30 protein-coding genes are annotated in these 26,002 nt (G+C 44.4%); 16 read left to right on the plus strand and 14 right to left on the minus strand.

The features are described 5' to 3' along the window. Positions 1-28: 28 nt before the first annotated feature. The 9 genes from AC3CH4_RS03720 to AC3CH4_RS03760 all read right to left on the minus strand — a co-directional run bounded on the left by AC3CH4_RS03720 (position 29) and on the right by AC3CH4_RS03760 (position 7,932). Entirely contained in the window at positions 29-1,576 is a 1,548-nt protein-coding gene (locus AC3CH4_RS03720; protein ID WP_488543318.1) for an HAL/PAL/TAL family ammonia-lyase, read from the minus strand. Further along, a complete protein-coding gene (locus tag AC3CH4_RS03725) occupies positions 1,554-3,356 on the minus strand; it encodes a glycosyltransferase family 2 protein (RefSeq protein ID WP_488543319.1) in 1,803 nt (600 codons plus the stop codon). The genes AC3CH4_RS03720 and AC3CH4_RS03725 overlap by 23 nt, the downstream gene beginning before the upstream one ends. Beyond that, positions 3,349-3,711 carry an ApeI family dehydratase gene (locus AC3CH4_RS03730; protein ID WP_017076840.1) on the minus strand — a complete coding sequence of 121 codons (363 nt, stop codon included), beginning with the start codon at positions 3,709-3,711 and terminating at the stop codon, positions 3,349-3,351. The genes AC3CH4_RS03725 and AC3CH4_RS03730 overlap by 8 nt, the downstream gene beginning before the upstream one ends. 89 nt (positions 3,712-3,800) lie before the next feature. Beyond that, positions 3,801-5,189: an AMP-binding protein gene (locus tag AC3CH4_RS03735; RefSeq protein WP_488543320.1), complete on the minus strand. Its 1,389-nt coding sequence runs from the start codon at positions 5,187-5,189 to the stop codon at positions 3,801-3,803. 6 nt (positions 5,190-5,195) lie between these two features. Continuing rightward, entirely contained in the window at positions 5,196-5,753 is a 558-nt protein-coding gene (locus AC3CH4_RS03740) for a COG4648 family protein (RefSeq protein WP_017076838.1), read from the minus strand. Next, a complete protein-coding gene (locus tag AC3CH4_RS03745; protein ID WP_004736153.1) occupies positions 5,753-6,010 on the minus strand; it encodes an acyl carrier protein in 258 nt (85 codons plus the stop codon). Before AC3CH4_RS03745 ends, AC3CH4_RS03740 begins: the two co-directional genes overlap by 1 nt. A gap of 10 nt (positions 6,011-6,020) precedes the next feature. Next, on the minus strand, positions 6,021-6,281 hold the full coding sequence (locus AC3CH4_RS03750) for a phosphopantetheine-binding protein (protein ID WP_004736154.1): 261 nt from the start codon (positions 6,279-6,281) through the stop codon (positions 6,021-6,023). 104 nt (positions 6,282-6,385) lie between these two features. Then, positions 6,386-7,156 (minus strand): lysophospholipid acyltransferase family protein, encoded by a 771-nt coding sequence (locus tag AC3CH4_RS03755; protein WP_488543321.1) that lies wholly within the window; start codon positions 7,154-7,156, stop codon positions 6,386-6,388. Continuing rightward, entirely contained in the window at positions 7,153-7,932 is a 780-nt protein-coding gene (locus AC3CH4_RS03760; RefSeq protein ID WP_488543322.1) for a beta-ketoacyl synthase chain length factor, read from the minus strand. The genes AC3CH4_RS03755 and AC3CH4_RS03760 overlap by 4 nt, the downstream gene beginning before the upstream one ends. A gap of 72 nt (positions 7,933-8,004) precedes the next feature. Between AC3CH4_RS03760 and AC3CH4_RS03765 the strand changes: the two genes are divergently transcribed. Genes AC3CH4_RS03765 through AC3CH4_RS03775 form a run of 3 tightly spaced genes read left to right on the plus strand, consistent with a single transcriptional unit; the run spans position 8,005 to position 10,763 of the window. Further along, entirely contained in the window at positions 8,005-8,394 is a 390-nt protein-coding gene (locus AC3CH4_RS03765; RefSeq protein ID WP_017084503.1) for a hypothetical protein, read from the plus strand. Positions 8,395-8,422: 28 nt separating this feature from the next. After that, complete coding sequence (locus AC3CH4_RS03770; protein WP_017095992.1) at positions 8,423-9,496, plus strand: methyltransferase; 1,074 nt, start codon at positions 8,423-8,425, stop codon at positions 9,494-9,496. A gap of 25 nt (positions 9,497-9,521) precedes the next feature. Then, positions 9,522-10,763, plus strand: a complete 1,242-nt coding sequence (locus AC3CH4_RS03775) for an NAD(P)/FAD-dependent oxidoreductase (RefSeq protein ID WP_488543323.1) — start codon at positions 9,522-9,524, stop codon at positions 10,761-10,763. A gap of 139 nt (positions 10,764-10,902) precedes the next feature. Here AC3CH4_RS03775 and AC3CH4_RS03780 read toward each other — a convergent pair whose 3' ends face one another. Together AC3CH4_RS03780 and AC3CH4_RS03785 are read right to left on the minus strand one after the other, a co-directional pair. Then, a complete protein-coding gene (locus AC3CH4_RS03780; RefSeq protein ID WP_017084506.1) occupies positions 10,903-11,409 on the minus strand; it encodes a hypothetical protein in 507 nt (168 codons plus the stop codon). Between the two features lie 139 nt (positions 11,410-11,548). Next, complete coding sequence (locus AC3CH4_RS03785) at positions 11,549-12,682, minus strand: flagellar assembly protein FlgT (protein ID WP_017095995.1); 1,134 nt, start codon at positions 12,680-12,682, stop codon at positions 11,549-11,551. Positions 12,683-12,874: 192 nt separating this feature from the next. Here AC3CH4_RS03785 and AC3CH4_RS03790 point away from each other — a divergent pair, with 192 nt between their 5' ends. Then, the gene (locus tag AC3CH4_RS03790; RefSeq protein ID WP_372244222.1) at positions 12,875-13,510 is read left to right on the plus strand and encodes a FlgO family outer membrane protein; all 636 of its coding nucleotides are present in this window, start codon (positions 12,875-12,877) and stop codon (positions 13,508-13,510) included. Between the two features lie 9 nt (positions 13,511-13,519). After that, positions 13,520-13,951, plus strand: coding sequence for a flagellar assembly lipoprotein FlgP (gene flgP, locus AC3CH4_RS03795; RefSeq protein WP_102436433.1), 432 nt, complete (start codon positions 13,520-13,522; stop codon positions 13,949-13,951). 251 nt (positions 13,952-14,202) lie between these two features. Here the strand turns inward: flgP and AC3CH4_RS03800 are convergent, their stop codons facing one another. The 3 genes from AC3CH4_RS03800 to flgA all read right to left on the minus strand — a co-directional run bounded on the left by AC3CH4_RS03800 (position 14,203) and on the right by flgA (position 15,938). Then, positions 14,203-14,628: a flagella synthesis protein FlgN gene (locus AC3CH4_RS03800; protein WP_146454448.1), complete on the minus strand. Its 426-nt coding sequence runs from the start codon at positions 14,626-14,628 to the stop codon at positions 14,203-14,205. Between the two features lie 66 nt (positions 14,629-14,694). Beyond that, entirely contained in the window at positions 14,695-15,012 is a 318-nt protein-coding gene (gene flgM / locus AC3CH4_RS03805) for a flagellar biosynthesis anti-sigma factor FlgM (RefSeq protein WP_032546011.1), read from the minus strand. A 179-nt stretch (positions 15,013-15,191) separates the two neighbouring features. Next, complete coding sequence (flgA, locus tag AC3CH4_RS03810; RefSeq protein ID WP_488543324.1) at positions 15,192-15,938, minus strand: flagellar basal body P-ring formation chaperone FlgA; 747 nt, start codon at positions 15,936-15,938, stop codon at positions 15,192-15,194. Between the two features lie 77 nt (positions 15,939-16,015). Here flgA and AC3CH4_RS03815 point away from each other — a divergent pair, with 77 nt between their 5' ends. The 11 genes from AC3CH4_RS03815 to flgJ all read left to right on the plus strand — a co-directional run bounded on the left by AC3CH4_RS03815 (position 16,016) and on the right by flgJ (position 25,782). Beyond that, positions 16,016-16,942, plus strand: coding sequence for a chemotaxis protein CheV (locus AC3CH4_RS03815; RefSeq protein ID WP_004736173.1), 927 nt, complete (start codon positions 16,016-16,018; stop codon positions 16,940-16,942). Positions 16,943-16,953: 11 nt separating this feature from the next. Then, positions 16,954-17,781 (plus strand): protein-glutamate O-methyltransferase, encoded by an 828-nt coding sequence (locus tag AC3CH4_RS03820; protein ID WP_004736174.1) that lies wholly within the window; start codon positions 16,954-16,956, stop codon positions 17,779-17,781. Between the two features lie 255 nt (positions 17,782-18,036). After that, the gene (gene flgB, locus AC3CH4_RS03825) at positions 18,037-18,432 is read left to right on the plus strand and encodes a flagellar basal body rod protein FlgB (protein ID WP_004736175.1); all 396 of its coding nucleotides are present in this window, start codon (positions 18,037-18,039) and stop codon (positions 18,430-18,432) included. Positions 18,433-18,436: 4 nt separating this feature from the next. After that, positions 18,437-18,850: a flagellar basal body rod protein FlgC gene (flgC, locus tag AC3CH4_RS03830; RefSeq protein WP_004736176.1), complete on the plus strand. Its 414-nt coding sequence runs from the start codon at positions 18,437-18,439 to the stop codon at positions 18,848-18,850. 17 nt (positions 18,851-18,867) lie between these two features. After that, on the plus strand, positions 18,868-19,581 hold the full coding sequence (flgD, locus tag AC3CH4_RS03835; protein WP_017085299.1) for a flagellar hook assembly protein FlgD: 714 nt from the start codon (positions 18,868-18,870) through the stop codon (positions 19,579-19,581). A 50-nt stretch (positions 19,582-19,631) separates the two neighbouring features. Further along, on the plus strand, positions 19,632-20,936 hold the full coding sequence (flgE, locus tag AC3CH4_RS03840) for a flagellar hook protein FlgE (RefSeq protein WP_017085298.1): 1,305 nt from the start codon (positions 19,632-19,634) through the stop codon (positions 20,934-20,936). Between the two features lie 269 nt (positions 20,937-21,205). Beyond that, positions 21,206-21,955: a flagellar basal body rod protein FlgF gene (locus tag AC3CH4_RS03845; RefSeq protein WP_017073281.1), complete on the plus strand. Its 750-nt coding sequence runs from the start codon at positions 21,206-21,208 to the stop codon at positions 21,953-21,955. Between the two features lie 21 nt (positions 21,956-21,976). Further along, entirely contained in the window at positions 21,977-22,765 is a 789-nt protein-coding gene (gene flgG / locus AC3CH4_RS03850; RefSeq protein ID WP_017073282.1) for a flagellar basal-body rod protein FlgG, read from the plus strand. 108 nt (positions 22,766-22,873) lie between these two features. After that, a complete protein-coding gene (flgH, locus tag AC3CH4_RS03855) occupies positions 22,874-23,650 on the plus strand; it encodes a flagellar basal body L-ring protein FlgH (RefSeq protein ID WP_017076829.1) in 777 nt (258 codons plus the stop codon). A 94-nt stretch (positions 23,651-23,744) separates the two neighbouring features. After that, positions 23,745-24,836, plus strand: coding sequence for a flagellar basal body P-ring protein FlgI (locus AC3CH4_RS03860; protein ID WP_017106350.1), 1,092 nt, complete (start codon positions 23,745-23,747; stop codon positions 24,834-24,836). A 10-nt stretch (positions 24,837-24,846) separates the two neighbouring features. Then, complete coding sequence (gene flgJ / locus AC3CH4_RS03865) at positions 24,847-25,782, plus strand: flagellar assembly peptidoglycan hydrolase FlgJ (RefSeq protein ID WP_488543325.1); 936 nt, start codon at positions 24,847-24,849, stop codon at positions 25,780-25,782. Positions 25,783-26,002 lie beyond the last annotated feature (220 nt).

The following is a 26,002-nucleotide window of genomic DNA, read 5'->3' on the forward strand; positions in this document are numbered from 1 at the left end:
GTTTAGCTACTTTATGAAGTTAGCTACTCTATGAGTAAAGTGACCAGTGCTGACTTTGAATACGAGCAATGAAGTGACGTAGATCGCCTTCAAGTGGTCGATCTTCTACGATAAATTCAAACTCTTTGAGTACTTCGTCGCGAATGTGCTTGAGGTTTTCACTCATGTGGTGCTCATCAAGCTCGCTGTGACGTTTACGAAGCTCAAGTGCTTGTGTACCCGCCAGAAGTGATGCTGCTGCCACTTGTTCCGTTAGCTCTAGAACGCGTAAACAATCACGGGCTGCAATAGTACCCATGCTCACTTTGTCTTGGTTATGACACTCTGTTGAACGAGAGAATACACTTGCAGGCATAGTGTGTTTCAATGCTTCTGCTGTCCAAGCTGAAACACCAATCTGTACTGCTTTGAAGCCGTGGTTAATCGGCTTACGTTCGCCTTCTGCGCCGGTTAGGTTAAATGGCAAGCCGTTATTGAACTTGTAATCCATCAACTGTGCCATTTGGCGATCAAGCAGATCCGCAAGGTTGGCTACTGCTGTTTTTAACGTATCCATCGCCATGGCAATATGGCCGCCGTAGAAGTGTCCACCATGCAGTACGCGCTCGTTGTCGCCATCGATAATTGGGTTGTCGTTAGCGCTGTTGAGCTCATTCTCAATCATTTGGCGAAGCCAAGGCAGAGAGTCTTGAACGACACCGATAACGTGTGGGGCACAACGCAATGAGTAACGATCTTGCAGACGGTCACTGTTACGTGGCGGGCGATCTGCTTGTAAGTCATCACGTAGCCATGCAGCAACTTGCTGTTGACCCGGATGAGGCTTCACTGCAAACAGTGCTTCATCGAAATGGAAATCGTTGCCTTGCATACCGACAGACACCATTGCGGTGATCTTAGTCGACAGCTGAGCTAGGTATTCTGCACGTTTGTAGGCGATACAAGCTAAAGCCGTCATTACTGACGTACCATTCATTAATGCTAAGCCTTCTTTTGGCTTAAGCTTGATAGGGTTAATCCCTAGCTCTTTGTAAACGTCACTAGTAGGGCGAACTTCACCTTTGTAGATAACATCGCGCTCACCAATCAGTGCGGCCGCTAAGTAAGACAGCGGCGTTAAATCGCCACTGGCGCCAACCGATCCTTCTTGAGGAATACGCGGTGAGATATCTTGGTTGATCAGAGTAACGATCTGGTTGAGCAAATCGTGAGTCACACCAGATACACCTTGTGACAATGAACAAAGGCGCGTTGCTAATACTGCACGAGATTGTTCGTGAGACAGTATTTCGCCTAAACCACAGCCATGAAAGCGCGTTAGATGCAATGGTAACTCATCAACAAGGTTTGGCGGAATCGCAACGGTACATGAGTCACCGTAGCCCGTTGTCACGCCATAGATTACCCCTTCTTCTTTTAGAAGGCGTTCTAAGAAGGCAACACCGCGGTCGATTTTTGATGTGAACTCGTCACTTGAGTTCATCGAGGCTTTTGCGCCTTGTGAGATAGCGACAACGTCCTCGATAGTGAGGCGTTCGGCACCAAAAGTGATGCTATTTGGATTCTTTTTCGTCATGGTGCTGGTTGCTCAATGTCCAAAAGTTAAAAAAGTTGTACCACTGAAGCGGTGCTTTCAGTGTGTAGTGCTCAAGTCGGTTTGCGTATTTTTGCACGACTTGCTGTAAAGATTGTTCGCGAGTCTTTCTTGGTAGCTCGATCTTGTCGCTAAAATGCTCGAAATAAACATTAAAGTGCGGTTTTGATTGAGTGTCATCACGTAGACCAAACAATAGAAACACGGGCGCTTTAAGTATAGAGGCTAACATAAATGGCCCTTGAGGAAAGGGGGCGTCTTTACCCAAGAACTCAGCCCATACTGAACGGCTCTCTTTGCTGGTGGAAGTTCTATCACCAACAATCACAATCCACTCGCCTTGCTCCAACTTCTGTTGCAATAAGATGGCGGTGTCTGGCCCCATTGAAGTTACTTGAATCAGGTTTAAATCAGACTGCGGGTTGACCGCTTTCATCACTGAATTAAAACGTTCAGCGTGCTCTGTGAATACCAGCGCATTGATTTTGATGTTCGAATGTCTGCGGCCTAAAGCGCGGCATAATTCTATATTGCCAAGGTGAGATCCTAGAATCAGCACACCTTGTTGGTTTTCCACCATGCTTTCGAATTGATCTTGGCCATGAATCGTCAAGTTATCTACCGAGAAATCGCCTTTCCATGCCGCTAACTTGTCTAGCATGGTATGGCCAAACGAGAGCAGGTGGTTATAGCTGGTTAACTCAGCGGGTAACTCTATGTTCTGTTGTTCAGCGTATGCCTTAAGCTGAAATAGGTACTGTTCAGATGAGTTTCGCGCGCGCTTACCCGTTAGATGGTAGTAACGCATCACACCACGCAAAATAAGATTAAATACGCCTCGGCCTAACAAGGTATAAATAGCCAATAACAGTTTGATGCCTAATACTGTGCCGCGCTCTTGAGTGCGAGACCAATGGGGCTGTTCTGACTCGTTTTTGTTTGATTCAGCCAAGGAATCTTGGTTTTGATCATTATTAGCAGACGTCGGTTTGAAATGACGAGCAATCAATTTTGGTGCTCTCGGCAGCATGCCGAAAAACAGTCGTGTGTGCATCCAGCTGATTTTTACGTTATCCCAAAGCGCATCGAAATGAGATATGCCGTTTTCTGGGTATATAACGCGTGTTTCAACGAAATCAATATCGCAGCCTTCCCAATACAAGCGAACCAAAATCTCAATATCGAAGTCCATTCTCGAACCAACATCGTATTTGCTGAGCACTGCTTGTGTTTGGTTGATTGGATACGCTCTGAAGCCACACATGCTGTCTTTAATCGACAGAGACAGTGTTTCTATCCATACCCAAATATGTGTCGCGTAGCGCCCGTAGAGCCTAGCTTTAGGAACACTGTCGTCATAGACAGGCTGGCCTGATATCAGACGTTGTGGCTTAGCTTGTGAGGCCTCAACTAATGCTGGTAAGGCTTCAAGGTCGTGTTGTCCGTCAGCATCAATTTGAATGGCGTGGCTAAAGCCGAGCTGTTGTGCTTTTTTTATGCCGGCCTTTACTGCGCCGCCTTTGCCTTGGTTCTGATGAAGTGTTACCAAAGTCACGCTTGGGCTATCGGCAAGTGGAGTCAGAAGCTGTTTGGTCTCTAGTTCACTGCCATCATCAACAATAATGATCGGAAGTTTGAAATTAAGAAGTGATGAGACCACCGAGGGCATGGTTGCGCCGTGGTTAAAGCACGGAATTAGGAAGCAAGCCTTGTAGTTGCTTTCTTCAAGTGCGTGTTGAGAAACAGCCTCGGCGCTATTCACTTTTCTCTCCCAGCTTCATTTTGCCTGAAGAGTGAGTTTGTTCGCCATTGTTCGACGTGTAACTAAAGCTCAATTTATCTTTGTCAGCATCCCACTTGAGTGACAGCTGAATGGTCGAATCAGGCAGGATCGGCTCTTGGAACTTGATGACTTCCATGCCTTTAAAGTAACCAGGGACATTCAGCTCTTGAACTGCATAGTGAAGTGCCCAATCAATCTGTGTAACACCCGGAAGAATAGGGAAGTTCTTGAAGTGCCCCTTAAAATCGGTGATGTCCCCAGTAACATGGAGTGTCAAAGTCGATTCTTTTTCTATAGTGTCAACAGCAATGACGTTTGGTTTTCTCTTATCCATAGCGCGTGCTTAGAATCCTTGGGCTGAAAATGGGTGTTCTGACAAAAATATAAAAAGACAGTCTCAGTGTAAAACACGATAAGCGATTTCTATGATTTTACGAGCTGCTCTATGTGAGAGGTTAACCGCTTACCTTGGCTGTTGAGGGGAATCTCGTCAACAACACGATATTTTCTTGGGATAGCGATCGGTTCTAACCACTTTCTCAACTCTGAACGCAGCATCAACCAGAATTTACCTTTACTCATGGTGGCGAGTTTCGCTTGGCCTTCCTCTGATAATACCAAAACCGACGCTAAGATTAAGCGCTCAGGTTCTTCAAATGGAATCACCACGCACTCACTGATCCAAGGAAGTTGCTCTAGTCGCTTTTCGACTTCAACCAGTGATACTCGTTTTTCTTCTATCTTGATCACTCGATCGGTTCGGCCTTTCAATATGAATTGATTGCTCGAGACCATTTCGCACTCATCGGCGGTTTGATACCAGTTGTTTTTGTCGATGTACGGCGACAATAACTTAATGCAATTCTCACTATTGAGACTAGCCTCAATACAGCCAAAAAGCTGCCAAGGTGTTTGAGCGCTCTCTTGCTGACGAAATGCGATACCGCCGGTTTCAGTGCTACCAAAAACCTCGATGGGCAAATGTCCTAACAAGTTAAGTGCTTGGTGAGCCGATTCTGTTGGTAAAGGGCCACCAGAAGAGAACAGACCAGCTAGCTGTGCAGGTTTTGTCTCGTGTTTTAATCGCTTGAGTAGCGCAGGGCTACTGATCAGCACGCTCTGTTTGTTAGCGTGAGATAGGATTTGTTCAGGGTACTCAAGATTGTGTCGAGCAAATGGAACACCAGAACAAAGTGGCCATAAAATTCGGAACAACAGACCATAGATATGTTGGTGTGAGACCGTACTGTGGACTCGGTTGCCCTTGAGTAATTTGTCCCAGTTCTTATCTAACTGAGCAATCTCAATATCTAGGTGTTCTAGTGTTTTATTGATTGCCTTTGGCGTACCGCTTGAGCCCGACGTAAACAGGGTCAGTTGGGTGGCTGCCAAATCAATGGTCGTAAGGTTATCGATTAGAGGCTTTTGTGACTCGGTGTTTGAGCTTAACAGCGTTTGGACATTGCGAACGTCACTAACCTCTACTTCGCCAATCGAATCATCAACTAACAGGCAGTCAAAATGTTCACTTAACTCGGCAAGCGCACAAGGTTGATAGTTGCCGGGCAAGATGATGTGCTTTTTGTTGACTGCACATGCCAAAAAGGCCACCGAAAATAGGCAGCTGTCTTGGGTACAAATCGCAACTCGTTGAAAATGGGGTGAAGATAAAAGGTTCACGAGTTGAGATAAGTCGTCGTTAAATGTTTGCCAAGTAATCTCACTATTGTCGTCAAAGCAGACAATAGATTCAGGGGCTCGGTTTTGACTGAGGAGTTCAGACAATGAGATGTAAGATACGGTTTGGGTCATAACAATTTAACTCTGACGAATGCGCTGTCTTACCACCCACTCTCCTGCAAAGAGTAACCCGGCGAACAAATAGCTGAGTAAGCCATTGTATAGGGTCCAGATTTCAAGAGGTTGGAAGCAGGTGTAAAGGGCGATAGAGCCATTGATAACAAAGAACAAACACCAAACTTTGGTGACTTTTCGTGTGTAATCAACGCCACTTTGCGGAAGTTCAGGCTCTTGGAGTCGAGCAAGACGTTCGATAATGGTTTGCGGTTGCCATAGGCTTGAAGCGAATACAGCCAACATACAAACATTAACGATGACGGGATAATAGGTTAACCAGCCATGCTGTTTGAAGGCTAACCCTAATGCCAGTAGAACAATTCCGGCACTTCCACTGATCCAAGCTAGGTGTTTTAGCTCTTTGATCTTAGCCTGACCGCCGGTGAAAATGCGGACAGCAAAGATAGCGGCTAAGACGATGCCAACGGTTTGTAGGCCAAACTTGTTGAGTCCAAAGTAAACCGCTATTGGATAAGTGAAAAGTATGATTGCCGACAATAAAGTCAGCAGAGGACGCATTAGGCGTCCTTCAATAGTTCAGCCACAGACTCCACAACGTCATTAACGGTGCGTACTGCTTTGAACTCTTCAGGTTTGATCTTCTTACCCGTTACGTTCTGTAAATGAACGACCAAATCAACCGCATCAATGCTGTCTAGGTCTAGGTCGAGATAAAGGTGTGCTTCAGGCGTGATATCTTCAGCATCAAGCTCAAACAGCTCAATAAGCGCATCTTTAACCTGATTGTATACTTCTTGTTGGTTCGCTTGTGTCATAAAGATCTGTCTAGTTGTTTGTTTGAGAAGAGATGTAGTTCGCTAGATTTTCAACTGACGCAAAGTGCTGTCGAGTGTTTGAATCGTCGGCATCGATAACAATGTTGTACTTTTTCTTGATAGCAAGACCAAGCTCAAGTGCATCGATAGAATCTAGTCCAAGTCCATCACCAAATAGTGGAGCTTCTGTTTCAATCTCATCAATGCTCATGTCTTCAAGGTTCAATGCGTCGATGATCAGTTGTTTCAGTTCGTTGTGTAATGTTTCCACTTTGGCCTACTTAATGCTTTATCTGAATGCTGCTTTAAGGGGGCGATTCTACATTATGCGATGTATTTTCGAAATGCCGATATCGCCGGTTGTTTATTGATGAGCTAAATGTTTTCTTCGGAAGGGAATATAGTATGTGCAAGATGATGATTAAGGCGTCTTGCTGCCGAAGTTAAGTTATTTGCATTCTCAATAAATGGTGCGACTTCTATTTTACCTTTCACCGCGATATGAAAAAAGGGTTTCGTAGCAGGAACTTGATACCATTTTTTCTCTTTCGTTAAGAATGTCGGAGAAACCGTAATATGAATCACGCGTAAATCGGTTTGTGTTCGAGTGGCAATTTGTGCCGCACCACGTTGTAAGGATGGTTCAATTTCCGGCGTTGTGCGAGTGCCTTCTGGAAAAACCAGCAGGACATTGCCACGTGAAAAGCGTTCTTCACAACGCTCTAAAAGATCGTCAGGTGCTTGATTGGGTATGTAACCCGCCGCTTTAACAATCCTCTTCATAAACGGGTTTTCCCAAATGGCCGCTTTGACGAGGCAATCACATTGAGGAAGTTGAGAGGCGATCAGCACATAGTCTATTAAGCTCGGATGGTTGGCAACGATGATGCAATTACGATCTTCACGTAGCAGTTCGGCGCCATCAATTCGATAATCAATCGCACCAGTGAACTTCATGATTTGGCAAAAAGCATTGAATGAGAAACGAATCAGTCGCTGAACTTTGAGCTCTCTTTCAATGGTATTGGGTGTCGTTATTGCAATAGAAGGTAAGATTAAGAAGCTTAATACTAAGCCTCCCAGCCCAAAGGTGGTAAAGCAGAATCCTGTCGCAAACACTCGCCAATATTGGTCTACCTTACTCATTCTTGAGTTCCAGGTTTCGCGTTGTTTACCCACGACCAAGTTTGGTGCTTGCCTGCAATCGCCCAACGCTGCGTACCCAGTAGAATATGTTGTAGTGTTTGTAGACCTTGTGGCAAATCAGCCGTTGACCTGTCGCTAGCTATGGGGCTACTAGCTATTGAGCTGCTAGTGGCTGTTCTCGAAATTGAGTATTCATTGCCTGCTGTGATCACTAAACCTAGAGCATAGTCGGCATAGTGCTGAGTTTCGTATTCTTGATAGAGCTCTGGTAGCGGTTGGTCGAAGTCGATGACTAAGACACTATGCAATGGGTATTGGTGAAGATAAAGGTAAGCTTCAATCAGAGCGTTATGGAAAGTATCTTGCCCCGCGGCGATTGAGGTCAGTGGAATCGGTGCTTTCGCGGCAATGGTGGTTAGGCCCGCTGCGGTATTATGTACCGACTGCGAGAACGCCATTGGAGAGGCATCGTCACCTTCGAGTATCGACTGAATCAATGTGGCGGTTCGGTGTAGCTCACCATGTCGGCTGGCAAAAACCAGATAGTCAATCGAGGTGTCTTTTAATAGAGTTAACGCAGTTTGGACGGCAAGCTTACTTTGCAGGCTCATTCGGCGGCGCATCATCGGCGGGATAGCTTTAAATTCAGTTGAGCCATCTTGTGGCCAATCTAAATTCTTGCTCCATGTTTGCCATTTGGCATCAGAATTGAGCCCCGCAGAGTTTGCAGACCATTTCTCAATATTAAACGACATTAATTGGGATTGATTTGACATAAAGTATTGATTTGCTTTGGGTCTAACTAAATACTATGCGTGCTTATAAATAAACACAGGTAAGGAATTTAAATGAAATTACTAAAAATAGCCGTTTCAATGTTATTCATATTCGTTCTTGCAGGGTGTGGACGTGTCCAACCTGTAATGAATGTTGAGGATACTCCAGTTGCACTTAATCTTCAAAGTAAACAGGTGAAATCAGCTATTTATGAGTCTGCTGAAAACCGAGGCTGGTTGGTTTCAGAAATAAAGCCTGGCTTGATCCGTGCAGAACTGTATGTTCGTTCACACCATGCTGTGATTGAAATTCCTTATAGTGACAAGTTTTACTCTATTCTTTACGTTGAATCAGAGAATTTGAAGTACGACGATGGTGAAATACACCGTAATTACAACCGTTGGGTTAATAACTTAAACGTTGATATTAAACGTAAGCTTGCACAAATGGCAGCTGAGTAATCCTCTATTATTTAAAGTTAGGTTTTTCGTGTCGGAATATAAATTAGATCCATTCAACGCATTAGAAGCAAAAACAGAAGCGCAGAAATTGTCTTTCGCTCCCATTGTTTTTCATACTGCCCGTACACTTCGTGATTTAGGTATCTTGAAAGCGTTAGATGACGCGGGTAATGATGGTTTACCTGCAGAGACTCTTTCGGAAATAACGGGCGTATCTGAGTACGGCGTAAAAGTTCTGCTTGATATGGCGTTAAGTGCTCATATTGTTACTTGGGACAAACCTAACTATAAAATGGCCAACCTTGGTTTTTACCTTCTGCACGATGGTATGACTAACGCAAACATGGATTTCACAGCCGATGTTTGTTACGCAGCGATGATGCATCTAACCGAAGCGATTGAAGAAGGCACACCTGCCGGCCTGAAGGAGCTGGGTGATTGGGAAACCATTTACCAAGGCTTGTCTCAATTGCCAGAAAAAGCCAAAGAGAGTTGGTTTAAGTTCGATCACTTCTATTCGGACCGTTCGTTCCCTGTTTTGCTTGAGAAAGTCTTCAGCAAGAAACCTAAATCGCTAGTGGATATCGGTGGTAACACCGGTAAGTGGGCAATGCAGTGCTGCAATCACGATTCAGATGTTGAGGTCACGATTGTTGATTTGCCGCAACAGCTAGAAATGGCAATGGCAAACGCGACACAACATGGCCATCGAGACCGAGTGACTCCATTCCCAGCCAACATGCTCGACAAACAGCAAGCGCTGCCGACGGGTGCGGATGTGTGGTGGATGAGCCAGTTCCTTGATTGCTTCTCGCCAATGGAGATTCTGAGCATATTAAAGCGTGTTCGCTCTCATATGTCAGAAGACGCGACTGTCTATATCCTTGAACTGTTTTGGGATGCACAGAAATACGATGCGGCTTCTTATAGCTTAAACGCGACGTCTCTCTACTTTACCTGCTTGGCAAATGGCAACAGCCGTTTTTACCGCAGTGAAGATTTCTTAGAGATTGTTGAAGAAGCGGGTTTCGAAGTGGTAACTCGTACCGACGATATTGGTCTTGGTCACACGCTTCTTGAATTGAAAGCTGGCGCGCAATAAAAAATAATAAACATGGCTTAAATTAATGAAAAAACTGTCAACTCAAGTAGTGATCATCGGAGCTGGGCCATCAGGGTCTATTGCCGCGTCTTTGCTTCATAAAAAAGGCATCGATGTTCGAGTGATTGAAAAGAGCCTTTTCCCGCGCTTTTCTATTGGTGAAAGCCTATTACCTGCTTGCATGGAAGTGATTGAACAAGCTGGGATGAGCGAAGCGGTGGCTGACGCTAATTTCCAATTTAAAGATGGTGCTGCTTTTCGTAAAAATGGTGTGTACACCGCGTTTAATTTTGAAGATAAGTTCTCTGCTGGGCCGGGAACCACGTTTCAGGTTCAACGAGGCGCCTTTGATAAGGTGTTAGCAGACACTGCCGAGGCGCAAGGTGTTGCCATTGATTATCAACATGAGTTGATGGGCATTAACTTCACTGAAGACAGTACCATTTTAGACGTACAAGTGCTTGATGGAGAACGCTATCAGCTAGAAGCTCAATACGTGCTGGATGGCAGTGGCTTTGGTCGCGTGTTACCGAAGATGCTTGATTTAGAAGAACCATCATCGCTTCCTCCACGCAAAGCTATTTTCACGCACATTAACGACCATATTTCAGAGGTTGATACCGACCTTGAATATGACCGCAACAAAATTCTGATCTCGGTGCACCCGACTAATCCTGACGTTTGGTATTGGTTGATCCCGTTTAGCAACGGTGTGTCTTCGTTTGGTGTAGTCGGGGAGCCTAAGTTCTTTGAATCATACCCAGAAGACAAGATTGCCGCGATTAAGCAACTGGTAACGGAAGAGCCGGGTTTGGCTGATATTTTGGCAAATGCAGAGTATCCGAACCCTGCGGGCGAAATCGGTGGTTATTCTGCCAACGTAAAGCACCTAGCAACAGACAAGTATGCGCTGCTGGGTAATGCCGGTGAGTTTCTTGACCCTGTGTTTTCATCAGGCGTGACAATTGCGATGAAGTCGGCTCAGTTTGCCGTTGAGTGCGTAGAAAAACAGCTCAATGGTGAAAGCGTTGATTGGGATCGTGATTATGCAGATCCATTGATGACCGGAGTAAACACCTTTCGAACCTATGTCGAGGGATGGTACTCAGGTACCTTGCAGGATGTGATTTTCTATCAAGACCCCAACCCGAAGATTAAGCAAATGGTGTGTTCTATTTTGGCTGGTTACGCATGGGATCAAAGTAACCCCTATGTGAAAGAATCAAAACGCCGACTGACGACACTGTCGGAGATATGCCGAAGCTAGGTGGTCGATTAAGGTGTAGCAACATACTAAAGCACCATGATGTATAGCTATAAATAAAAACAGCCGCAATGCGGCTGTTTCTGTATCTGCTTAATATGGGAAGCTGATTCTTAGCTTACTCGCTTTACTGAAGTTGATACTACTTCAGGTCGATGCTGTTCAGTCGTCCCATAAAGATAAGCAGTTCAATCACATCTTTGTGAGCTTCAAGCAGCGCTCGTTTGGTTTGGCTGTAGGCCGCAAGTCGACCGTGTTTGCGTATAGAACATACTTTGGTTCTGTATTTGTATTCACCACTTTCAGAGAATACGCGCCACTTAGCGATGTAGCATTCATCTCGATGTTCGGGATCTGTCTGAGTCGGGTTTGGTTTGAATACTATTTTAGGTTCTAAACTGTGCGGTAAACGCGTCATCAGATAGGGCTCTCTAAGGACTTTTGGCCAAAACTTTCCCCAGAGCTTTCTGCCAAGCTCATCTCTTAACTTGATGGTTTTCTTTAGTGCTTTGTCTTCACCCATACGAACAAAACCGACAGAACGATGTAACACCGTATCTTCGGGAGTATGGATGTGGATTTTAAAAGCGGTTTGGCCTTTCGATATAAATCGATAACCGGTCGCACCAATTAGATTATTCTGGCTCATAGTTTGCTAAATGATGATTATGTTATTAATAAGGTTACGACAAATACGTTAAAACCGAAACTAATCATCATGAAAAAAATATAGCCTTAACAAAAGTGCTAAGGCTTTATTAGAAACTATGAAGTGAGCTTGTCGCTAACTACATGATTTTCTGCATTACATCACCAATTTGAATGCTTCCAGCAAGGCTAGGTTGATCAATCGTGAGTTCAGCTTCGTTCTCATAAACGCGAGAAACGGTCAGTGTGATATCGCTTTGAGAGACCTTATTACGTGGCAAGCCTCGTTGGTCGATAAACGAACCGGTGTGCCACAGTTGCAGTTTGTCACCTTGTTGAACGCCATGCATTCGACCTAAATCAATGGTCACAGTGTTACCAAATACTGCAGCCACCTCTGGAAGCGTGATTTTACATGATACTTCTGATTCCAAGTCCAACATAATATTGCGGCTGACGCGAAGCATCATACTGCCGTAGGTTGATGCCCAGAAACGAGCACTGCGCGTATCAACCTCACTGGTCTTAGCAAAAGGCCATTTTGCCACTTCACGGTAGCTACGGTTATAAACCTGATGACCTGTTTTGCCATCGAAGACTTGCATTTCTAAGGCAAACTGGCGGTTTATAATGTCGTCTTTTAGAAGCTTGGATTCAATGGTAGCAGTTAAGTCGGTGATATCACCGCCGATAATGTACTGTGCTCCTGTGTCTTGTGCGATCATTTTGATCACTTCCGGTCGACGTTTGTCGATATCGTAATTGGTTGTGCCAACAGACACAAAGCTTCGAGATTCTTGGGCCAGTTGTCGGTCAACGACATGGCTAAAATCATCACCAATATTATAGATTCTGCCCATTACAGCTTGTTGTGGGGAAGTCACATCAATGTTGCCGACCAAAAATGTCTTCTTATATTGGCTCTCATGGCAAGCATTTGCCGAAGGATAGATGTCGATCCTTGCAGTGACCATTATATTGCCACTGCGTTTTTTCTCTTTTTCTACCAAGATGTAGCGCACTTCATGATTGGTAAATTGAAACTCTTTCTTGTTTGCGTCGAGATAGGGCGTGAGGTTGGAGATACTACCAATATCAGCACCTGAGAACTGGATTGCTTTATATACCGCGTCTTCCAGAGCATGGACCCTTGCCGTTTCCTCTGACGATACGATGGCTGCGGTACCGGTAACTTCATACCAAGAGGCATGAGCACTGAAGCTTATGGTTATCAGTGAACTTATTGAAAATAAGTAAGAAATTATTTTTTTCATCTATTCGTTACCAGTTGGGTATAAATATTGCTTAACAAATAACTATAAGCTTGAAGCTGACTTAAGTGCGTTTTTCTTAATCCGAACCATTAATGAAAAGCAAAGACTGTTCCAACATTGTAATCCATTGAAAAGAATAATGGTGAGAACATATTGGAACAGGGAGCACTAAAACTATCTGGAGATAAGATAATGAAAAAATGGGTCGTAGTAATGAGTGTCATGTTATTGACCTCATGTGCTTATTCGCCAATCTATAACGGCAAGTCTGAGTATTCAGGTAGTCAGTTTATGTTGATGGATAGCCCTCGTCATACCATGGACTTTTTCGTGGAAAGTATGACCGAAGATCTGATCATTTCGAATACGAGTATCTCAGCAAGAACTCCGATAGCGATTACTTCGTTTGTTGACCTGCAACACATGGACACAACGAACTGGTTAGGAAACTCGGTATCAGAAGGTTTCATTCATCAGTTTCAGCGTCGTGGCTTCAAGGTGGTTGATTTCAAAACAACAGGTTCTATTCAAGTGACTCACCAAGGTGACTTTGCGTTAAGCCGCGATTGGAAAGACTTAGCTCAAGAGCAAGATGTACAGTACGTACTAACAGGCACTATGCTTCGCCAAGAAGGCGGTGTGTTAGTAAATGCTCGTGTTGTTGGCATGCAAACGCGTATTGTGGTTGCTTCCGCGCAAGGCTTTTTGCCAGCGGATCGTATTGGTCGAGATCTAGATACTCTGAACAGCATTCGAACTCAAGATGGTGTCATTATTCGTTCTGATCCAACGATGACTCAGCCTTATACCGTTATTCTTCGCCCTTAGGAGTTCGAAATGAAGAAGTTAATATTTGTTGTTGCTGCCTTACTGCTTGTTGGCTGCCAGCCATTGCAAAGTATGAGGCCAGACGACTTCTTAGTTGCCGTTGGTTACGCAAGTATCAGTGAGCAATCAGGCCGTAATGACGAAGAGAAACGTATCCGTGCCATGAGAGCATCTAAAATTGATGCCTACCGTGAGCTTGCCGAGCAAGTGTATGGTATGCGAGTGAGTGGCCGAGCTGAACTGTCAGATCAGCGATTAGGTACTGAGCGAACGACAGGTGCTGTCGATGGTGTGATTCGTGGTGCTGAAGTGGTGCGCAGTTACCCTGTTGGCGATAGTTACGTGACCGAACTTCAGCTCGATATTCGTAAGATGGAGCAGTTGCGCGATTACGGTGAAGTTCAAGCTGTGCCAGAGAAGAGGCAACAAACGCTGTTCTAGTCTTTATGACCATTTAAGTTATATGACCGACGAGTTGTATATGTTGCTCTCGCTTTCCAGATGGCAGGGCGGCAATAAATAACGACAGTGAATGTAAAAGCGGCAAGTATGAAAATACTTGCCGCTTTTTTGTGTTTATCGTTTATTAGGGGCATTTATAGGTTTAGAGAGACTTTGACGGTGTAGCGAGAAGGGTAGGCTGAGATACAGATACAAGCAAGAAGGGTGTTGTGCGAAGAAGATTAGCCCAATTAGGCTTTTACATTGGTTCCCAGCGTAGAAATCGTATGCGTTTGGCCACCGGCATTGTAAGTCATACCAATTTTACCATGGCTTTGCTGCATCATATTACTGAGTTTTTTGAAACTGAGGTGTGCTCGATTCAAGGCTTCGCCATTGACTAGGTTCGCTTGGTGGCAGTCGTGCACAATGGACTTGATGGTTGAGACTAGCTGAGCAAGTTCAGGGTTCTCGGTCAATTCTGAGATATTGGTATGGGTAGCAATTCGTTGATCGGTTGATCTTAGCTGTTCAACAAGGACCACTTTTTCTTTGGCGATTCGCTCAATATCGTTTGATTGTCGGCTCGTAATAGCGATTTTCTCTGAACTTAGTAATTCAGATAAGGCTTTGGCATTTTGAAGTTGAAAATTCACTAAATCTGCTAGTGCCGCCATAACGTAAACCTATTCATAACCTCGTGTACTTTAAGACAATAACTTCAATGAAAAGTTAGTGTTTTCTTAAAGGCCTTTTAATTCATCTTCGAACTTGATCATGTTGTCAGCCAGTTTCTCTGGATCGACAGTGTATGAACCGTTCGCAATCGCTTCTTTGATCGCAGCAACTTTTACAGAGTCAAAGCTTGGTTGCGCAGCCATGTCTTGATGGAGCTGACCAATCGCTTTGCCTTGTTGGCTTAGTGAAACCGCGTCTTTGCTTGCTGGTGATTTAGTTGATACATCAGAACGTGATGCCTCAGAGCTAGAATCAGAGCGTACTGCTGGTCGGTTAGTGGTCGTTAGGGTTTGCCCTGAACGAATATTATCAATGCCTGCCATAGTTAAGCCTTTTTTTTCAAAAATGGGAACCTGTACAGTCCATATCGACCAAGGGTTCGAATACTTTAGCAATTTTTAGCTCAATAGTCGAAAAGGGACAAAATACTGCAGCCGTTATATTTTGGCGTTAAAGTTGAGAGCAAAATAACTAACGATACCGTCAATTTAGAAGTAAAGAGTTAAAAGTAAACCGTGACTTCAGACATGCTGGTAACAATACCTTCAATTATACGCTGTGATTTATCATTTTTCACCCTTACTTGATCACCCATTGAGCCATCCGTAAGCGCAGTCCCTTTGGTGGTAATGGTCATGCCACCTTTTACTGCCTGTATGATAACCTTCTCGTTTCGGCATACGACACAGATATCGCCTCTTTCGACAACGTCACCTGGCCTCAGGTTCTTTTTTACCTTGGCGCCGATCACTTGTTGGGGTGCGGTGAAACCTTGGCGACGAAACTTGTTAAGCGAAATCATAGCGGTGGTGACATCGTATTGACCAACGATTTCTCCTCTTGCTAGTGAGCGTGTTGTTGTGACTAGTGGTACTGACATTGAAAGGCGTACGGGCACGTAAACTCGCCACCCATCAGGAACACATTGCACTAAAACCGTAATGCTACTACGGGTATTACTGGTGGTTGAGGCGCTGGTATCTAGAAGGATAGGGCAATCTGTTGCTTTGATTCTAGAGTCCACATTTGCTGAGTTAACAAAGAGTTCGCCGCCTTGTGGCTGCTCAACTGTCTCTAGGATGTGCTGTTCCGCCGCAGACTGAATCATTTCAATTTGCTCTGGAGTCGCAGCTTGTACAAAAAAACTAAACAATATTGATAAAATGCCGATAAACTTAGCGACAGTTTTAAAAGTAGCTCTACACATTGCTATGGAAAAAAGCGGCAGATTTGTTTTATGATATATCATTCCGTTTCTCTAGTGGTTCGTAGCCTGCAGTAGACTAACACTTTTTATCCAAAAAAGTTTGATATGGAGATGAGCTCATGACGGGTATTCTTGATTCAGTGAATCAGCGTACGCAACTCGTCGGTCAAAACCGATTAGAATTACTAACCTTTCGCCTAATGGGGCGTCAGCGTTACGGCATTAATGTTTTTAAAGTAAAAGAAGTACTTCAGTGCCCTAAACTGACAAAAATGCCAAACTTGAACCCACTGGTTAAAGGTGTAGCACACATTCGTGGCCAAACGATCTCTGTAATCGATTTGAGCTTGGCGATTGGTGGCCGTCCTACAACGGATGTTGAAAAGTGTTTTGTGGTTATTTCTGAGTTTAACCGAACCATTCAAGGTTTCTTGGTCAGTTCAGTAGAACGCATTATTAACATGCACTGGGAGTCGATTCTTCCGCCGCCAGATGGTGCAGGTAAAGCCCACTACCTGACTGCAGTCACCAACATTGATAATGAGCTGGTAGAAATTCTTGATGTAGAAAAAATTCTAGCGGAGATTTCACCTGTTGATGAAACAATGGACAGCAAAATTGCTGAAGAAATCGCAGAAGTAGAACAAGGTAAAGAATTGGTTCGTCGTATCTTGATTGCTGATGATTCAACCGTTGCTCGTAAGCAGGTTCAGCGTGCGATTGAGTCGATTGGTTTTGAAGTTATTTCGGTGAAAGATGGTAAAGAAGCCTATGAGAAGCTGGTGGAGATGTCATCAGAAGGCAGTATTTACGATCAGATTTCATTGGTGATTTCAGATATCGAAATGCCAGAAATGGATGGCTATACGCTAACTGCTGAGATTCGTCGTCACGCCGAACTTAAAGATCTATATGTAATTTTGCACTCATCATTGAGTGGTGTATTTAACCAAGCCATGGTTGAGCGTGTAGGAGCTAACTCCTTCATCGCGAAGTTCAACCCCGATGAGCTTGGTGCAGCGGTAAAAGCTGCGTTAACTAACTAAAAGAGACATTAATGACTGCTATAACAATAAGTGATCAAGAGTATCGCGATTTCAGCCGTTTCTTAGAATCTCAATGTGGCATTGTATTAGGTGACAGTAAACAGTACTTAGTACGCAGCCGTCTAAGCCCATTAGTAACGAAGTTTAAGTTAGCTTCGTTGTCTGATTTATTGAGAGATGTAGTAACAGGTCGAAACCGTGAGCTGCGTGTGGCTGCAGTCGATGCCATGACGACGAACGAGACACTTTGGTTCCGTGATACTTACCCGTTTGCTGTGCTTGCGGATAAACTTCTACCGGAAATAGCGGCAAATAAACGTCCTATTAAGATTTGGTCTGCGGCAAGCTCTTCAGGCCAAGAAGCATACTCAATGGCAATGACGATTCTTGAGACTCAAGCTCGTAAGCCAGGTATGTTGCCAAATGTATCGATTACCGCAACTGACATCTCAGCAAGTATGTTGGATATGTGCCGCACTGGCGCGTACGACAACCTTGCATTGGGACGTGGACTTTCTCCTGAGCGTCGTCGTACTTTCTTTGAAGATGCGGGCGATGGCCGTATGAAAGTGAAAGATAACGTTAAGCGCATGGTGAATTTCCGCCCTCAGAACCTGATGGACAGCTATGCATTGTTAGGTAAGTTCGACATCATCTTTTGTCGTAACGTGCTGATTTACTTCTCACCTGATATGAAATCAAAGGTACTTAACCAGATGGCAAACAGCCTGAATCCTGGTGGTTACCTATTATTGGGTGCGTCTGAATCGTTAACAGGCTTAACGGATCGTTTTGAAATGGTTCGCTGTAATCCAGGCATCATCTACAAATTAAAGTAATGAGTGGCACCAGTACTAGGTGCAACGTTATTGCCTAATTCCAAAACCCAGCCAAGTGCTGGGTTTTCTTTTTTCCGCTAAAGCTATATCTTTAAGTCAGAGTGACATTCCAATTTACTCTATTTTTTGGCTTGTATATTGCAAGTTTACCCACGAGTAACCTGTAAAAGTATTGATAGCCCGCTTTGTTTTAAAAGTTGGTATATATATTGCTTTGGTTATCTCATAACAGTCAGTTCTTGAGTTGAGGTTTACATGGCTATTTCTTTTGACAATGCTTTAGGCATTCACCAGCACACAGTTGGTGTACGTGAGCGTAACGCTGAGGTGCTTTCCACCAATATCGCGCAAGCAAACACGCCTGGGTATAAAGCAAAAGGATTAGACTTTAAGAAATCGCTGCAAGCGGCAAGTTCTGGGGCAAGCATTGGTCTTAGCCGTACAGATGGTCGGCACATTTCTGCCTCAACAACGGTGAACGGGGAAACGAAGTATCGAATTCCTACCCAACCTGATACAGGAGATGGCAACACGGTTGATTTGGATTTGGAAAGAAACCTTTTCATGCAAAACCAAATTAGGCATCAAGCTTCTCTCGACTTCCTAGGAAGTAAGTTCAAGAATTTAACTAAAGCGATTAAAGGGGAATAATTAGATGAGTTTATTCAATGTATTCAATGTGACTGGTTCTGCGATGAGTGCTGAATCTGTTCGTTTAAATACGACCTCGAGCAACCTTGCGAACGCGGACAGTGTAAGTAGTTCTGCTGAAGAAACTTACAAGGCTCGTCACGCAGTGTTCGGCGCTGAGTTAAATAAAGCACGCAACAGTGGTCACACTGTGCCTGTGAAAGTATTAGGTATTGTGGAAAGCGATAAGCCGTTGAGTGCGGAGTACAACCCAGATCACCCATTAGCGAATAACGAAGGCTATATCTACAAGCCTAACGTGAACGTTATGGAAGAAATGGCAAACATGATTTCGGCATCACGCGCGTACCAAACAAACGTGCAGGTTGCTGACTCGAGTAAACAAATGCTGCTGCGTACGCTGCAGATGGGTCAATAAGGATAAGGAGGTAGCAAATGGCTGGAATCAACAACAATGTTGGTCAAAGCGGCTTGTCCTATGTTGACCAGCTGAAGAGTCTTCAAGATGGCGCGAAAAAGCCCGACGAAACAACAGGTAAGCAGGATCTTAAACAAGAAGACTTCTTATCTTTGTTGACTAAGCAATTAGCCCAACAAGACCCTTTTAAGCCGGTTAGCAATGACCAGATGATTGCGCAAATGGCTTCATTTGCGACCGTAGATGGCATTGGCAAAATGAATACACAGTTTGAAAGCTTGAATTCATCAATGACCTCTAACCAAGCATTACAGGCATCCTCTTTGGTTGGCCGCGATGTATTGGTTCCTGGTGCGGCAGGTGTGAAACCTGGTGATGGCGGTATGGCGTCAATGGTTAAGCTTCCTCAGGCAATGGACAATGTAATCGTCCGTGTTGAGAACGAAGTTGGCCAATTGATTCGCACTTTTGATATCGGCTCTAAACCATCAGGCGACACACGTGTTGAATGGGATGGAAAAGACGAAGACGGTAACCCATTACCGGCTGGTAAATACAACGTGAAAGCGTCGGGTTTATTGGATGGCGAGAACACAGAGTTCCAAGTTTCCAGTTATGCGAACGTGAACAGTGTGCTTCTTGGTAAGGGTGATGGCAACGTACTACTCAATCTGGCTGGTTTTACATCGCCAGTACGACTTGCTGAAGTACTAGAAGTTGGTAAAGCGTAACGCTTTAAAAGAGTGATTATGCTAGCTAGAGAGATTAGGAGAATATTGGAATGTCATATGTAGCTTTGAGCGGCCTATCCGCTGCACAATTAGACTTGAATACAACCAGTAACAATATTGCGAATGCAAACACGTTTGGCTTTAAAGAGTCTCGAGCAGAGTTCGGCGATGTGTATTCAAGCTCGTTGTTTACTAACGGAAAGACTACCCCTGGTGGTGGTGCTCAAGCAAGTAAAGTTGCGCAACAGTTCCACGAAGGTTCAAGTATTTATACAAATAACCCAATGGACCTGCGTGTCAGTGGTACAGGTTTCTTTGCAGTATCGAAAGACCGCATGGTGCCAGAGATCAACGAACTAACGCGTAACGGTGCTTTTCACTTAAATAAAGACAACTTCATGGTAACCTCGAATGATGAATTTCTTCTTGGCTATGCAGTTGATCCCGAAAGTGGGGAAGTATCCTCATATGCACCCAAACCACTTAGTATTCCTGCTGAATTCGGCAAGCCAAAGCAAACTGGAAATATTGAAGTAGGGGTCAACTTACCTGCAAATGGTGATCTTAAAGATCCGGCTGCGTTTAACTTTAATGATTCTGATACGTATAATCGTTCGACATCTTCGACGGTATACGATTCTATGGGTCAGTCTTACAAGTTAACGACTTACTACCTTAAAGATCAAACTCAACCGAATACTTGGCAGACGTATTACACCATGACAGATGGCGAGGGTGAGAAGCCAGTCAACATCACTGGTGGTGATGCTACAAATGCAGCGGGTCAGGTCGGCCATACAATGCGCTTTAATAATGATGGCACTTTAGCTAGCCTTAATAACGGCCAGCCGATTATATCAGAGCAATTAGGAGCCGGTACTACTCCTATTGATTTAAACGGCGCTGATGTAACTCAAACACTTAATTTCAGTCTTGATTCATCGACTCAATTTGCTGCTCCATTTGAACTAACTAAGTTTAATGAAGATGGTGCGACAACAGGTTTCTTAACAAAAGTAGATTTTGATGAATCAGGTACTGTTTTGGGCACTTACTCAAATGGTGAAAACGTAATGCTTGGTCGTGTTGGCTTGGTTCGTGTACCCAATGAGCAAGGTCTAGATAAGAAAGGCGGCACTCAATGGGACTCTACTAGCTACTCTGGTGATAAGATCTGGGGTGAATCGAACAAAGGTTCATTTGGTAGTATTAATAACGGCTCGTTAGAGCAGTCGAATATTGATATGACGCAGGAACTGGTTGATTTGATTTCTGCTCAACGTAACTTCCAAGCGAACTCGCGTTCTTTAGAAGTACACAACCAACTACAACAGAATATTCTTCAGATTCGTTAATCGTTTCGAGCGTTTGAATCATCTGCGAATACCCAATTCAATGTTATTGAATTGGGTATTGTTGCTGAATTTGATATGGCTGTTTGCTTTTCTATTTGCCGCCCCTATTGCCGCACGGTAATGCCACTGGCAACAATTCTTCCTCAATGATCCTTCGATGATCACCTTTCCTGTTTGTTTTCTATTTAAATCATTGATAAATAAAAGTTAAAAATATTGGCACAGTATTTGCTTTATTAGCCTCAGAAGATGATTTTTGGAGCAAAATTATGGATCGCGCACTGTTTCTTGCCATGAGTGGCGCTAAGCAAAATATGCAAGCTTTGCAGCTACGTGCTAACAACCTTGCCAACGTAAGTACAACGGGCTTCCGTGCTGATTTAGCACAAGCACGTTCAATGCAAGCGTACGGTGAAGGCATGCCCACTCGTGTTTTCAGCATGACAGAACGTCCGGGTCATAATTTCGCACAAGGTAGTGTGGTCACCACTGGTCGAGATCTTGATGTTACCGTTCAAGGTGATGGTTGGATTTCGGTAATGGACAACACTGGCCGTGAAGGACTAACGCGTAACGGTAACCTAAAGGTTGACCAAAACGGTTTGCTAACTAACGCAAGCGGTCATTTGGTGTTAGGCGAGAACGACGCACCCATCACACTCCCCATTCCTATCAGTAAAGTCGAAATCGGCACAGACGGTACCATTTCGGTGATTCCTCAAGGCGCTCCAGCTGAAGAATTAGCGATTGTCGACCGTATCAAGCTTGTGCGTCCAGATAACCAAAGCTTATTTAAAGACACGAATGGTTTATTCCGTTCGAAAAACCCAGATCAGGCATACGAAGCCGATGCAGCGGTAACGTTGCTTAAAGGTGCTATCGAAGGCAGTAACGTAAATGCTGTAGGTGAAATGACCAGCCTAATTGACTTACAACGTCAGTTTGAAATGCAGGTCAAGATGATGAGCACGGCAGAGGAAATGGACAAATCGTCTGATTCACTGCTTCGTATGAGCTAATAGAATTTAAAGGAATTTGCTATGCATCCAGCATTATGGGTAAGTAAAACAGGTTTAGACGCACAACAAACCAATATCTCAACGATTTCGAACAACCTTGCCAACGCCTCGACCATTGGTTTCAAAAAGAGTCGTGCGGTATTTGAAGATTTGTTCTACCAGAACATTAACCAACCGGGTGGCCAATCTTCTCAGAATACTGAGTTACCGAGCGGTTTGATGCTGGGTGCCGGTTCAAAAGTCGTCGCAACTCAAAAAGTGCATACTCATGGTAATGCTCAAACCACTACAAACAGCTTAGATATGATGATCGAAGGCGATGGTTTCTTCCAAGTTGAAATGCCAGATGGTGAAACAGGCTACAGCCGAAATGGTCAGTTTACGCTGAACGGTGACGGCGCAATCGTAACCTCAGGCCAAGGTTATGCGCTGCAACCAGAAATCGTGATTCCTGAGGATGCGATCTCTGTGACGGTAGGTAACGACGGTGAAGTATCAGTACGTCTACGTGGTGAGCAAAACAACGTCGTGGTTGGCCAAATCACTATCACTGACTTCGTAAACCCAGGTGGTTTAGAGCCTGTAGGTCAAAACCTTTACTTACCAACCGGTGCTAGTGGCGACCCGCAAGAGGGTGTTCCTGGCTTTGATGGCTTAGGTAATATTCGTCAGTCGATGCTCGAAACATCGAACGTCAACGTAACCGAAGAGCTGGTGAATATGATTGAAGCTCAACGTGTCTACGAAATGAATTCGAAAGTTATCTCGTCGGTAGACAAGATGATGAGCTTTGTTAACCAACAGCTGTAACTGATTTATTAGCCGTTTAATTATTGATAATTAATAGATTATTTCCAATTAATTGACGTGTTTCTACTCATTGATCTATTTACCATTGCCTGCTGAGAGTATATCGCCATGAAACGTATTTTTTGTTTAGCTCTGTTTATGTCTATGACGGGGTGTTCTGTTTTGGATCCTATTGAGACTCCGGCAGAAGAAAATGCAACCACAGTGGTTGATGCAGTGGAAGGTGATAAGTCGGCTCAAGAGAGCTCAGGCATTATTGATACACTTCGTGGTCGAACCGATCCAGTTGCTGGTGACCCAGCATGGGCGCCAATCAATCCAAAAGAAAAACCAGAACACTACGCAGCAGCAACGGGCTCACTGTTCAATGTTAATCACATTGGCAGCATGTATGACGACTCAAAACCTCGTGGTATTGGTGACATCATTACCGTGGCGTTGGACGAGAATACTCGAGCGACCAAGAAAGCCAACGCAGACATGTCTAAGTCGAATGATGCAACAATGGAGCCGCTGGCAGTTGGTGGTCAAGAGTTGACGATCGACAAGTACAACTTTTCTTATGATCTGAGCAACACCAACACCTTTGCGGGTGACGCGTCAGCCAACCAAAGTAACAGCATCAGCGGCTACATTACCGTTGAAGTTATCGAAGTATTAGCCAATGGTAACCTAGTGGTTCGTGGTGAAAAGTGGATGACACTGAACACGGGTGATGAGTACATCCGCCTAAGCGGTACCATCCGTCCAGACGATATTGACTTCGAAAATACCATCGCTTCAAACCGTGTTTCTAACGCGCGAATTCAGTACTCAGGGACTGGCGTTCAGAAAGATATGCAAGAGCCTGGATTCTTGGCACGATTCTTTAATGTATCACTGTAAAGCTTGAGAGGGTGTCGAGATACTGACAGCCTCTATCACGCGGCCATATTTAGCTAAGCTATTATAAATTAAAGCAATACAGACAGGTTACTCAATGAAAAAACTAACACTCGTACTATTCGGCATGCTATTTCTTGCCACCAGTGCCCATGCTGCGCGTATCAAAGACGTGGCAAAAGTGGCGGGTGTTCGTAGTAACCAACTTGTCGGTTATGGTTTGGTTACGGGTTTGCCGGGGACAGGTGAGACAACTCCCTTTACCGATCAAACGTTTAACGCAATGCTGCAAAACTTTGGCATTCAATTGCCGCCCGGCACCAAGCCAAAAACCAAGAACGTCGCCGCGGTAATTGTTACCGCTGAACTTCCGGCATTCTCTAAGCAGGGCCAGGAAGTTGACGTGACCGTTTCTTCTATCGGATCAGCAAAAAGCCTTCGTGGTGGTACCTTACTGCAGACTTTCCTGAAAGGTCTAGACGGTCAAGTGTATGCTGTGGCTCAAGGTAACTTGGTGGTGAGTGGTTTTAGTGCACAAGGTAACGATGGCTCTAAAATCGTCGGTAACAACCCTAATGTCGGCATCATATCTAGCGGTGCGACGGTTGAGCAAGAAATCCCAACTCCATTTGGCCGTGGTGACTACATCACTTTCAACCTAATCCAATCCGATTTTACAACGGCTCAGCGCTTGGCTGACGCGGTTAATAATTTCCTAGGCCCACAAATGGCTTCAGCGGTCGATGCGACGTCAGTAAAAGTTCGTGCGCCACGTGAAATCAGCCAACGTGTCGCTTTCTTATCTGCCATCGAAAATATCGAATTCGACCCTGCAGAGGGTTCTGCAAAAATCATTGTTAACTCTCGTACTGGTACGATTGTGGTTGGTAAACATGTTCGCTTAAAAGCGGCAGCGGTAACGCACGGTGGTATGACGGTCGCAATCAAAGAAAACCTCAACGTGAGCCAACCGAATGCATTTTCTGGTGGTCAAACCGTAGTGGTTCCTGATTCTGATATCGAAGTCACCGAAGCCGATGGCAAGATGTTCAAGTTTGAACCGGGTCTAACGCTGGATGATTTGGTTCGTGCAGTCAACGAAGTGGGCGCAGCGCCTTCTGATTTAATGGCAATCCTTCAAGCACTGAAACAAGCGGGTGCTATTGAAGGCCAGTTGATCATTATCTAAGGAGTAAAGCATGATTAAAAATAACAATGACATCGGCTTTATTCACGACATCGGCAGCCTAGATCGTCTTCGTCAACAAGCAGTAAACGGTGAAGAAGGCAGCGAGAAAGAAGCATTAACCGCTGCGGCAAAACAGTTTGAATCCATTTTTACGTCGATGTTGTTTAAGTCGATGCGTGATGCGAACTCGAGCTTTAAGTCAGATATGCTGAACAGCCAGAACGAGCAGTTTTATCGTCAGATGCAAGATGACCAAATGGCGAGTGAGTTGAGTGCTTCAGGTTCATTAGGCCTTGCGGACATGATTGTAGCTCAGTTAAGCGCAGGTCAAGCAAGCGACGCGACAGAAGATAAGGTTCGCAGTGAAGGTTTTGATACCTCGCTGGAAAGACCTCAATATTCAGATCGTTCAGAAAATAAAGTCTCTGAAGTTCAATCTGCTAAGTCAGCAACAGCCATGTCAGCTGCAAAACAACCCGCTTCATTTGATTCGCCGGAATCGTTTGTTACGTCGATGAAGCCTTACGCTGAAAAAGCGGCGAGCGCACTCGGTGTTGATTCGTCACTGCTATTAGCACAAGCGGCACTTGAAACAGGTTGGGGCTCTAAGATGATTAAGAACTCTTTGGGTAACAGCAATAACCTATTTAACATCAAAGCGGATAGAAGTTGGAAGGGCGATAAGGTCGCAACCCAAACTCTTGAGTTCCATGGCAAAACAGCCGTTAAAGAGTCAGCTTCTTTCCGTTCTTACTCTAATTTCGAAGATAGCTTTAATGATTACGTGAAATTCTTGAATGAAAATCCAAGATACGAAACGGCGCTACAGCATCAAGGCAATTCAGAGAATTTCATTAAAGGTATTCATCAGGCTGGTTACGCAACTGACCCTAACTATGCAGACAAGGTTTTACGAGTTAAAGCCAAGATTGATGAGATGAACTAGCGTCATAAATCAACATAGAGAGCTTGCTACTGGCAGGCTCTTTTCTTCTCCGCCCCTTCAGTTCTTACGCGTCATCCATAGTTATCTCCTTACATTTCAATAAATTATTGTCTTTTAACTCTCCATTATTTGTATTGGCACATATATTGCTATTATCTTAGTAATATGCGGTTGTAGTTAATCAGTTCATTCTGGTTTTGTTAAGTTTTTTGGGGGCATT

The organism is Vibrio sp. QJM3NY_26, assembly GCF_057786005.1.

What these genes read in the sequence shown, in the direction of transcription:
- AC3CH4_RS03720 (WP_488543318.1), bottom strand. Translation starts at nt 1,576, where the DNA reads ATGACGAAAAAGAATCCAAATAGCATCACTTTTGGTGCCGAACGCCTC.
- AC3CH4_RS03730 (WP_017076840.1), bottom strand. Translation starts at nt 3,711, where the DNA reads ATGGATAAGAGAAAACCAAACGTCATTGCTGTTGACACTATAGAAAAA.
- AC3CH4_RS03735 (WP_488543320.1), bottom strand. Translation starts at nt 5,189, where the DNA reads ATGACCCAAACCGTATCTTACATCTCATTGTCTGAACTCCTCAGTCAA.
- AC3CH4_RS03740 (WP_017076838.1), bottom strand. Translation starts at nt 5,753, where the DNA reads ATGCGTCCTCTGCTGACTTTATTGTCGGCAATCATACTTTTCACTTAT.
- AC3CH4_RS03745 (WP_004736153.1), bottom strand. Translation starts at nt 6,010, where the DNA reads ATGACACAAGCGAACCAACAAGAAGTATACAATCAGGTTAAAGATGCG.
- AC3CH4_RS03755 (WP_488543321.1), bottom strand. Translation starts at nt 7,156, where the DNA reads ATGAGTAAGGTAGACCAATATTGGCGAGTGTTTGCGACAGGATTCTGC.
- AC3CH4_RS03760 (WP_488543322.1), bottom strand. Translation starts at nt 7,932, where the DNA reads ATGTCAAATCAATCCCAATTAATGTCGTTTAATATTGAGAAATGGTCT.
- AC3CH4_RS03765 (WP_017084503.1), top strand. Translation starts at nt 8,005, where the DNA reads ATGAAATTACTAAAAATAGCCGTTTCAATGTTATTCATATTCGTTCTT.
- AC3CH4_RS03775 (WP_488543323.1), top strand. Translation starts at nt 9,522, where the DNA reads ATGAAAAAACTGTCAACTCAAGTAGTGATCATCGGAGCTGGGCCATCA.
- AC3CH4_RS03780 (WP_017084506.1), bottom strand. Translation starts at nt 11,409, where the DNA reads ATGAGCCAGAATAATCTAATTGGTGCGACCGGTTATCGATTTATATCG.
- AC3CH4_RS03785 (WP_017095995.1), bottom strand. Translation starts at nt 12,682, where the DNA reads ATGAAAAAAATAATTTCTTACTTATTTTCAATAAGTTCACTGATAACC.
- AC3CH4_RS03790 (WP_372244222.1), top strand. Translation starts at nt 12,875, where the DNA reads ATGAAAAAATGGGTCGTAGTAATGAGTGTCATGTTATTGACCTCATGT.
- flgP (WP_102436433.1), top strand. Translation starts at nt 13,520, where the DNA reads ATGAAGAAGTTAATATTTGTTGTTGCTGCCTTACTGCTTGTTGGCTGC.
- AC3CH4_RS03800 (WP_146454448.1), bottom strand. Translation starts at nt 14,628, where the DNA reads ATGGCGGCACTAGCAGATTTAGTGAATTTTCAACTTCAAAATGCCAAA.
- flgM (WP_032546011.1), bottom strand. Translation starts at nt 15,012, where the DNA reads ATGGCAGGCATTGATAATATTCGTTCAGGGCAAACCCTAACGACCACT.
- flgA (WP_488543324.1), bottom strand. Translation starts at nt 15,938, where the DNA reads ATGATATATCATAAAACAAATCTGCCGCTTTTTTCCATAGCAATGTGT.
- AC3CH4_RS03815 (WP_004736173.1), top strand. Translation starts at nt 16,016, where the DNA reads ATGACGGGTATTCTTGATTCAGTGAATCAGCGTACGCAACTCGTCGGT.
- AC3CH4_RS03820 (WP_004736174.1), top strand. Translation starts at nt 16,954, where the DNA reads ATGACTGCTATAACAATAAGTGATCAAGAGTATCGCGATTTCAGCCGT.
- flgB (WP_004736175.1), top strand. Translation starts at nt 18,037, where the DNA reads ATGGCTATTTCTTTTGACAATGCTTTAGGCATTCACCAGCACACAGTT.
- flgC (WP_004736176.1), top strand. Translation starts at nt 18,437, where the DNA reads ATGAGTTTATTCAATGTATTCAATGTGACTGGTTCTGCGATGAGTGCT.
- flgD (WP_017085299.1), top strand. Translation starts at nt 18,868, where the DNA reads ATGGCTGGAATCAACAACAATGTTGGTCAAAGCGGCTTGTCCTATGTT.
- flgE (WP_017085298.1), top strand. Translation starts at nt 19,632, where the DNA reads ATGTCATATGTAGCTTTGAGCGGCCTATCCGCTGCACAATTAGACTTG.
- AC3CH4_RS03845 (WP_017073281.1), top strand. Translation starts at nt 21,206, where the DNA reads ATGGATCGCGCACTGTTTCTTGCCATGAGTGGCGCTAAGCAAAATATG.
- flgG (WP_017073282.1), top strand. Translation starts at nt 21,977, where the DNA reads ATGCATCCAGCATTATGGGTAAGTAAAACAGGTTTAGACGCACAACAA.
- flgH (WP_017076829.1), top strand. Translation starts at nt 22,874, where the DNA reads ATGAAACGTATTTTTTGTTTAGCTCTGTTTATGTCTATGACGGGGTGT.
- AC3CH4_RS03860 (WP_017106350.1), top strand. Translation starts at nt 23,745, where the DNA reads ATGAAAAAACTAACACTCGTACTATTCGGCATGCTATTTCTTGCCACC.
- flgJ (WP_488543325.1), top strand. Translation starts at nt 24,847, where the DNA reads ATGATTAAAAATAACAATGACATCGGCTTTATTCACGACATCGGCAGC.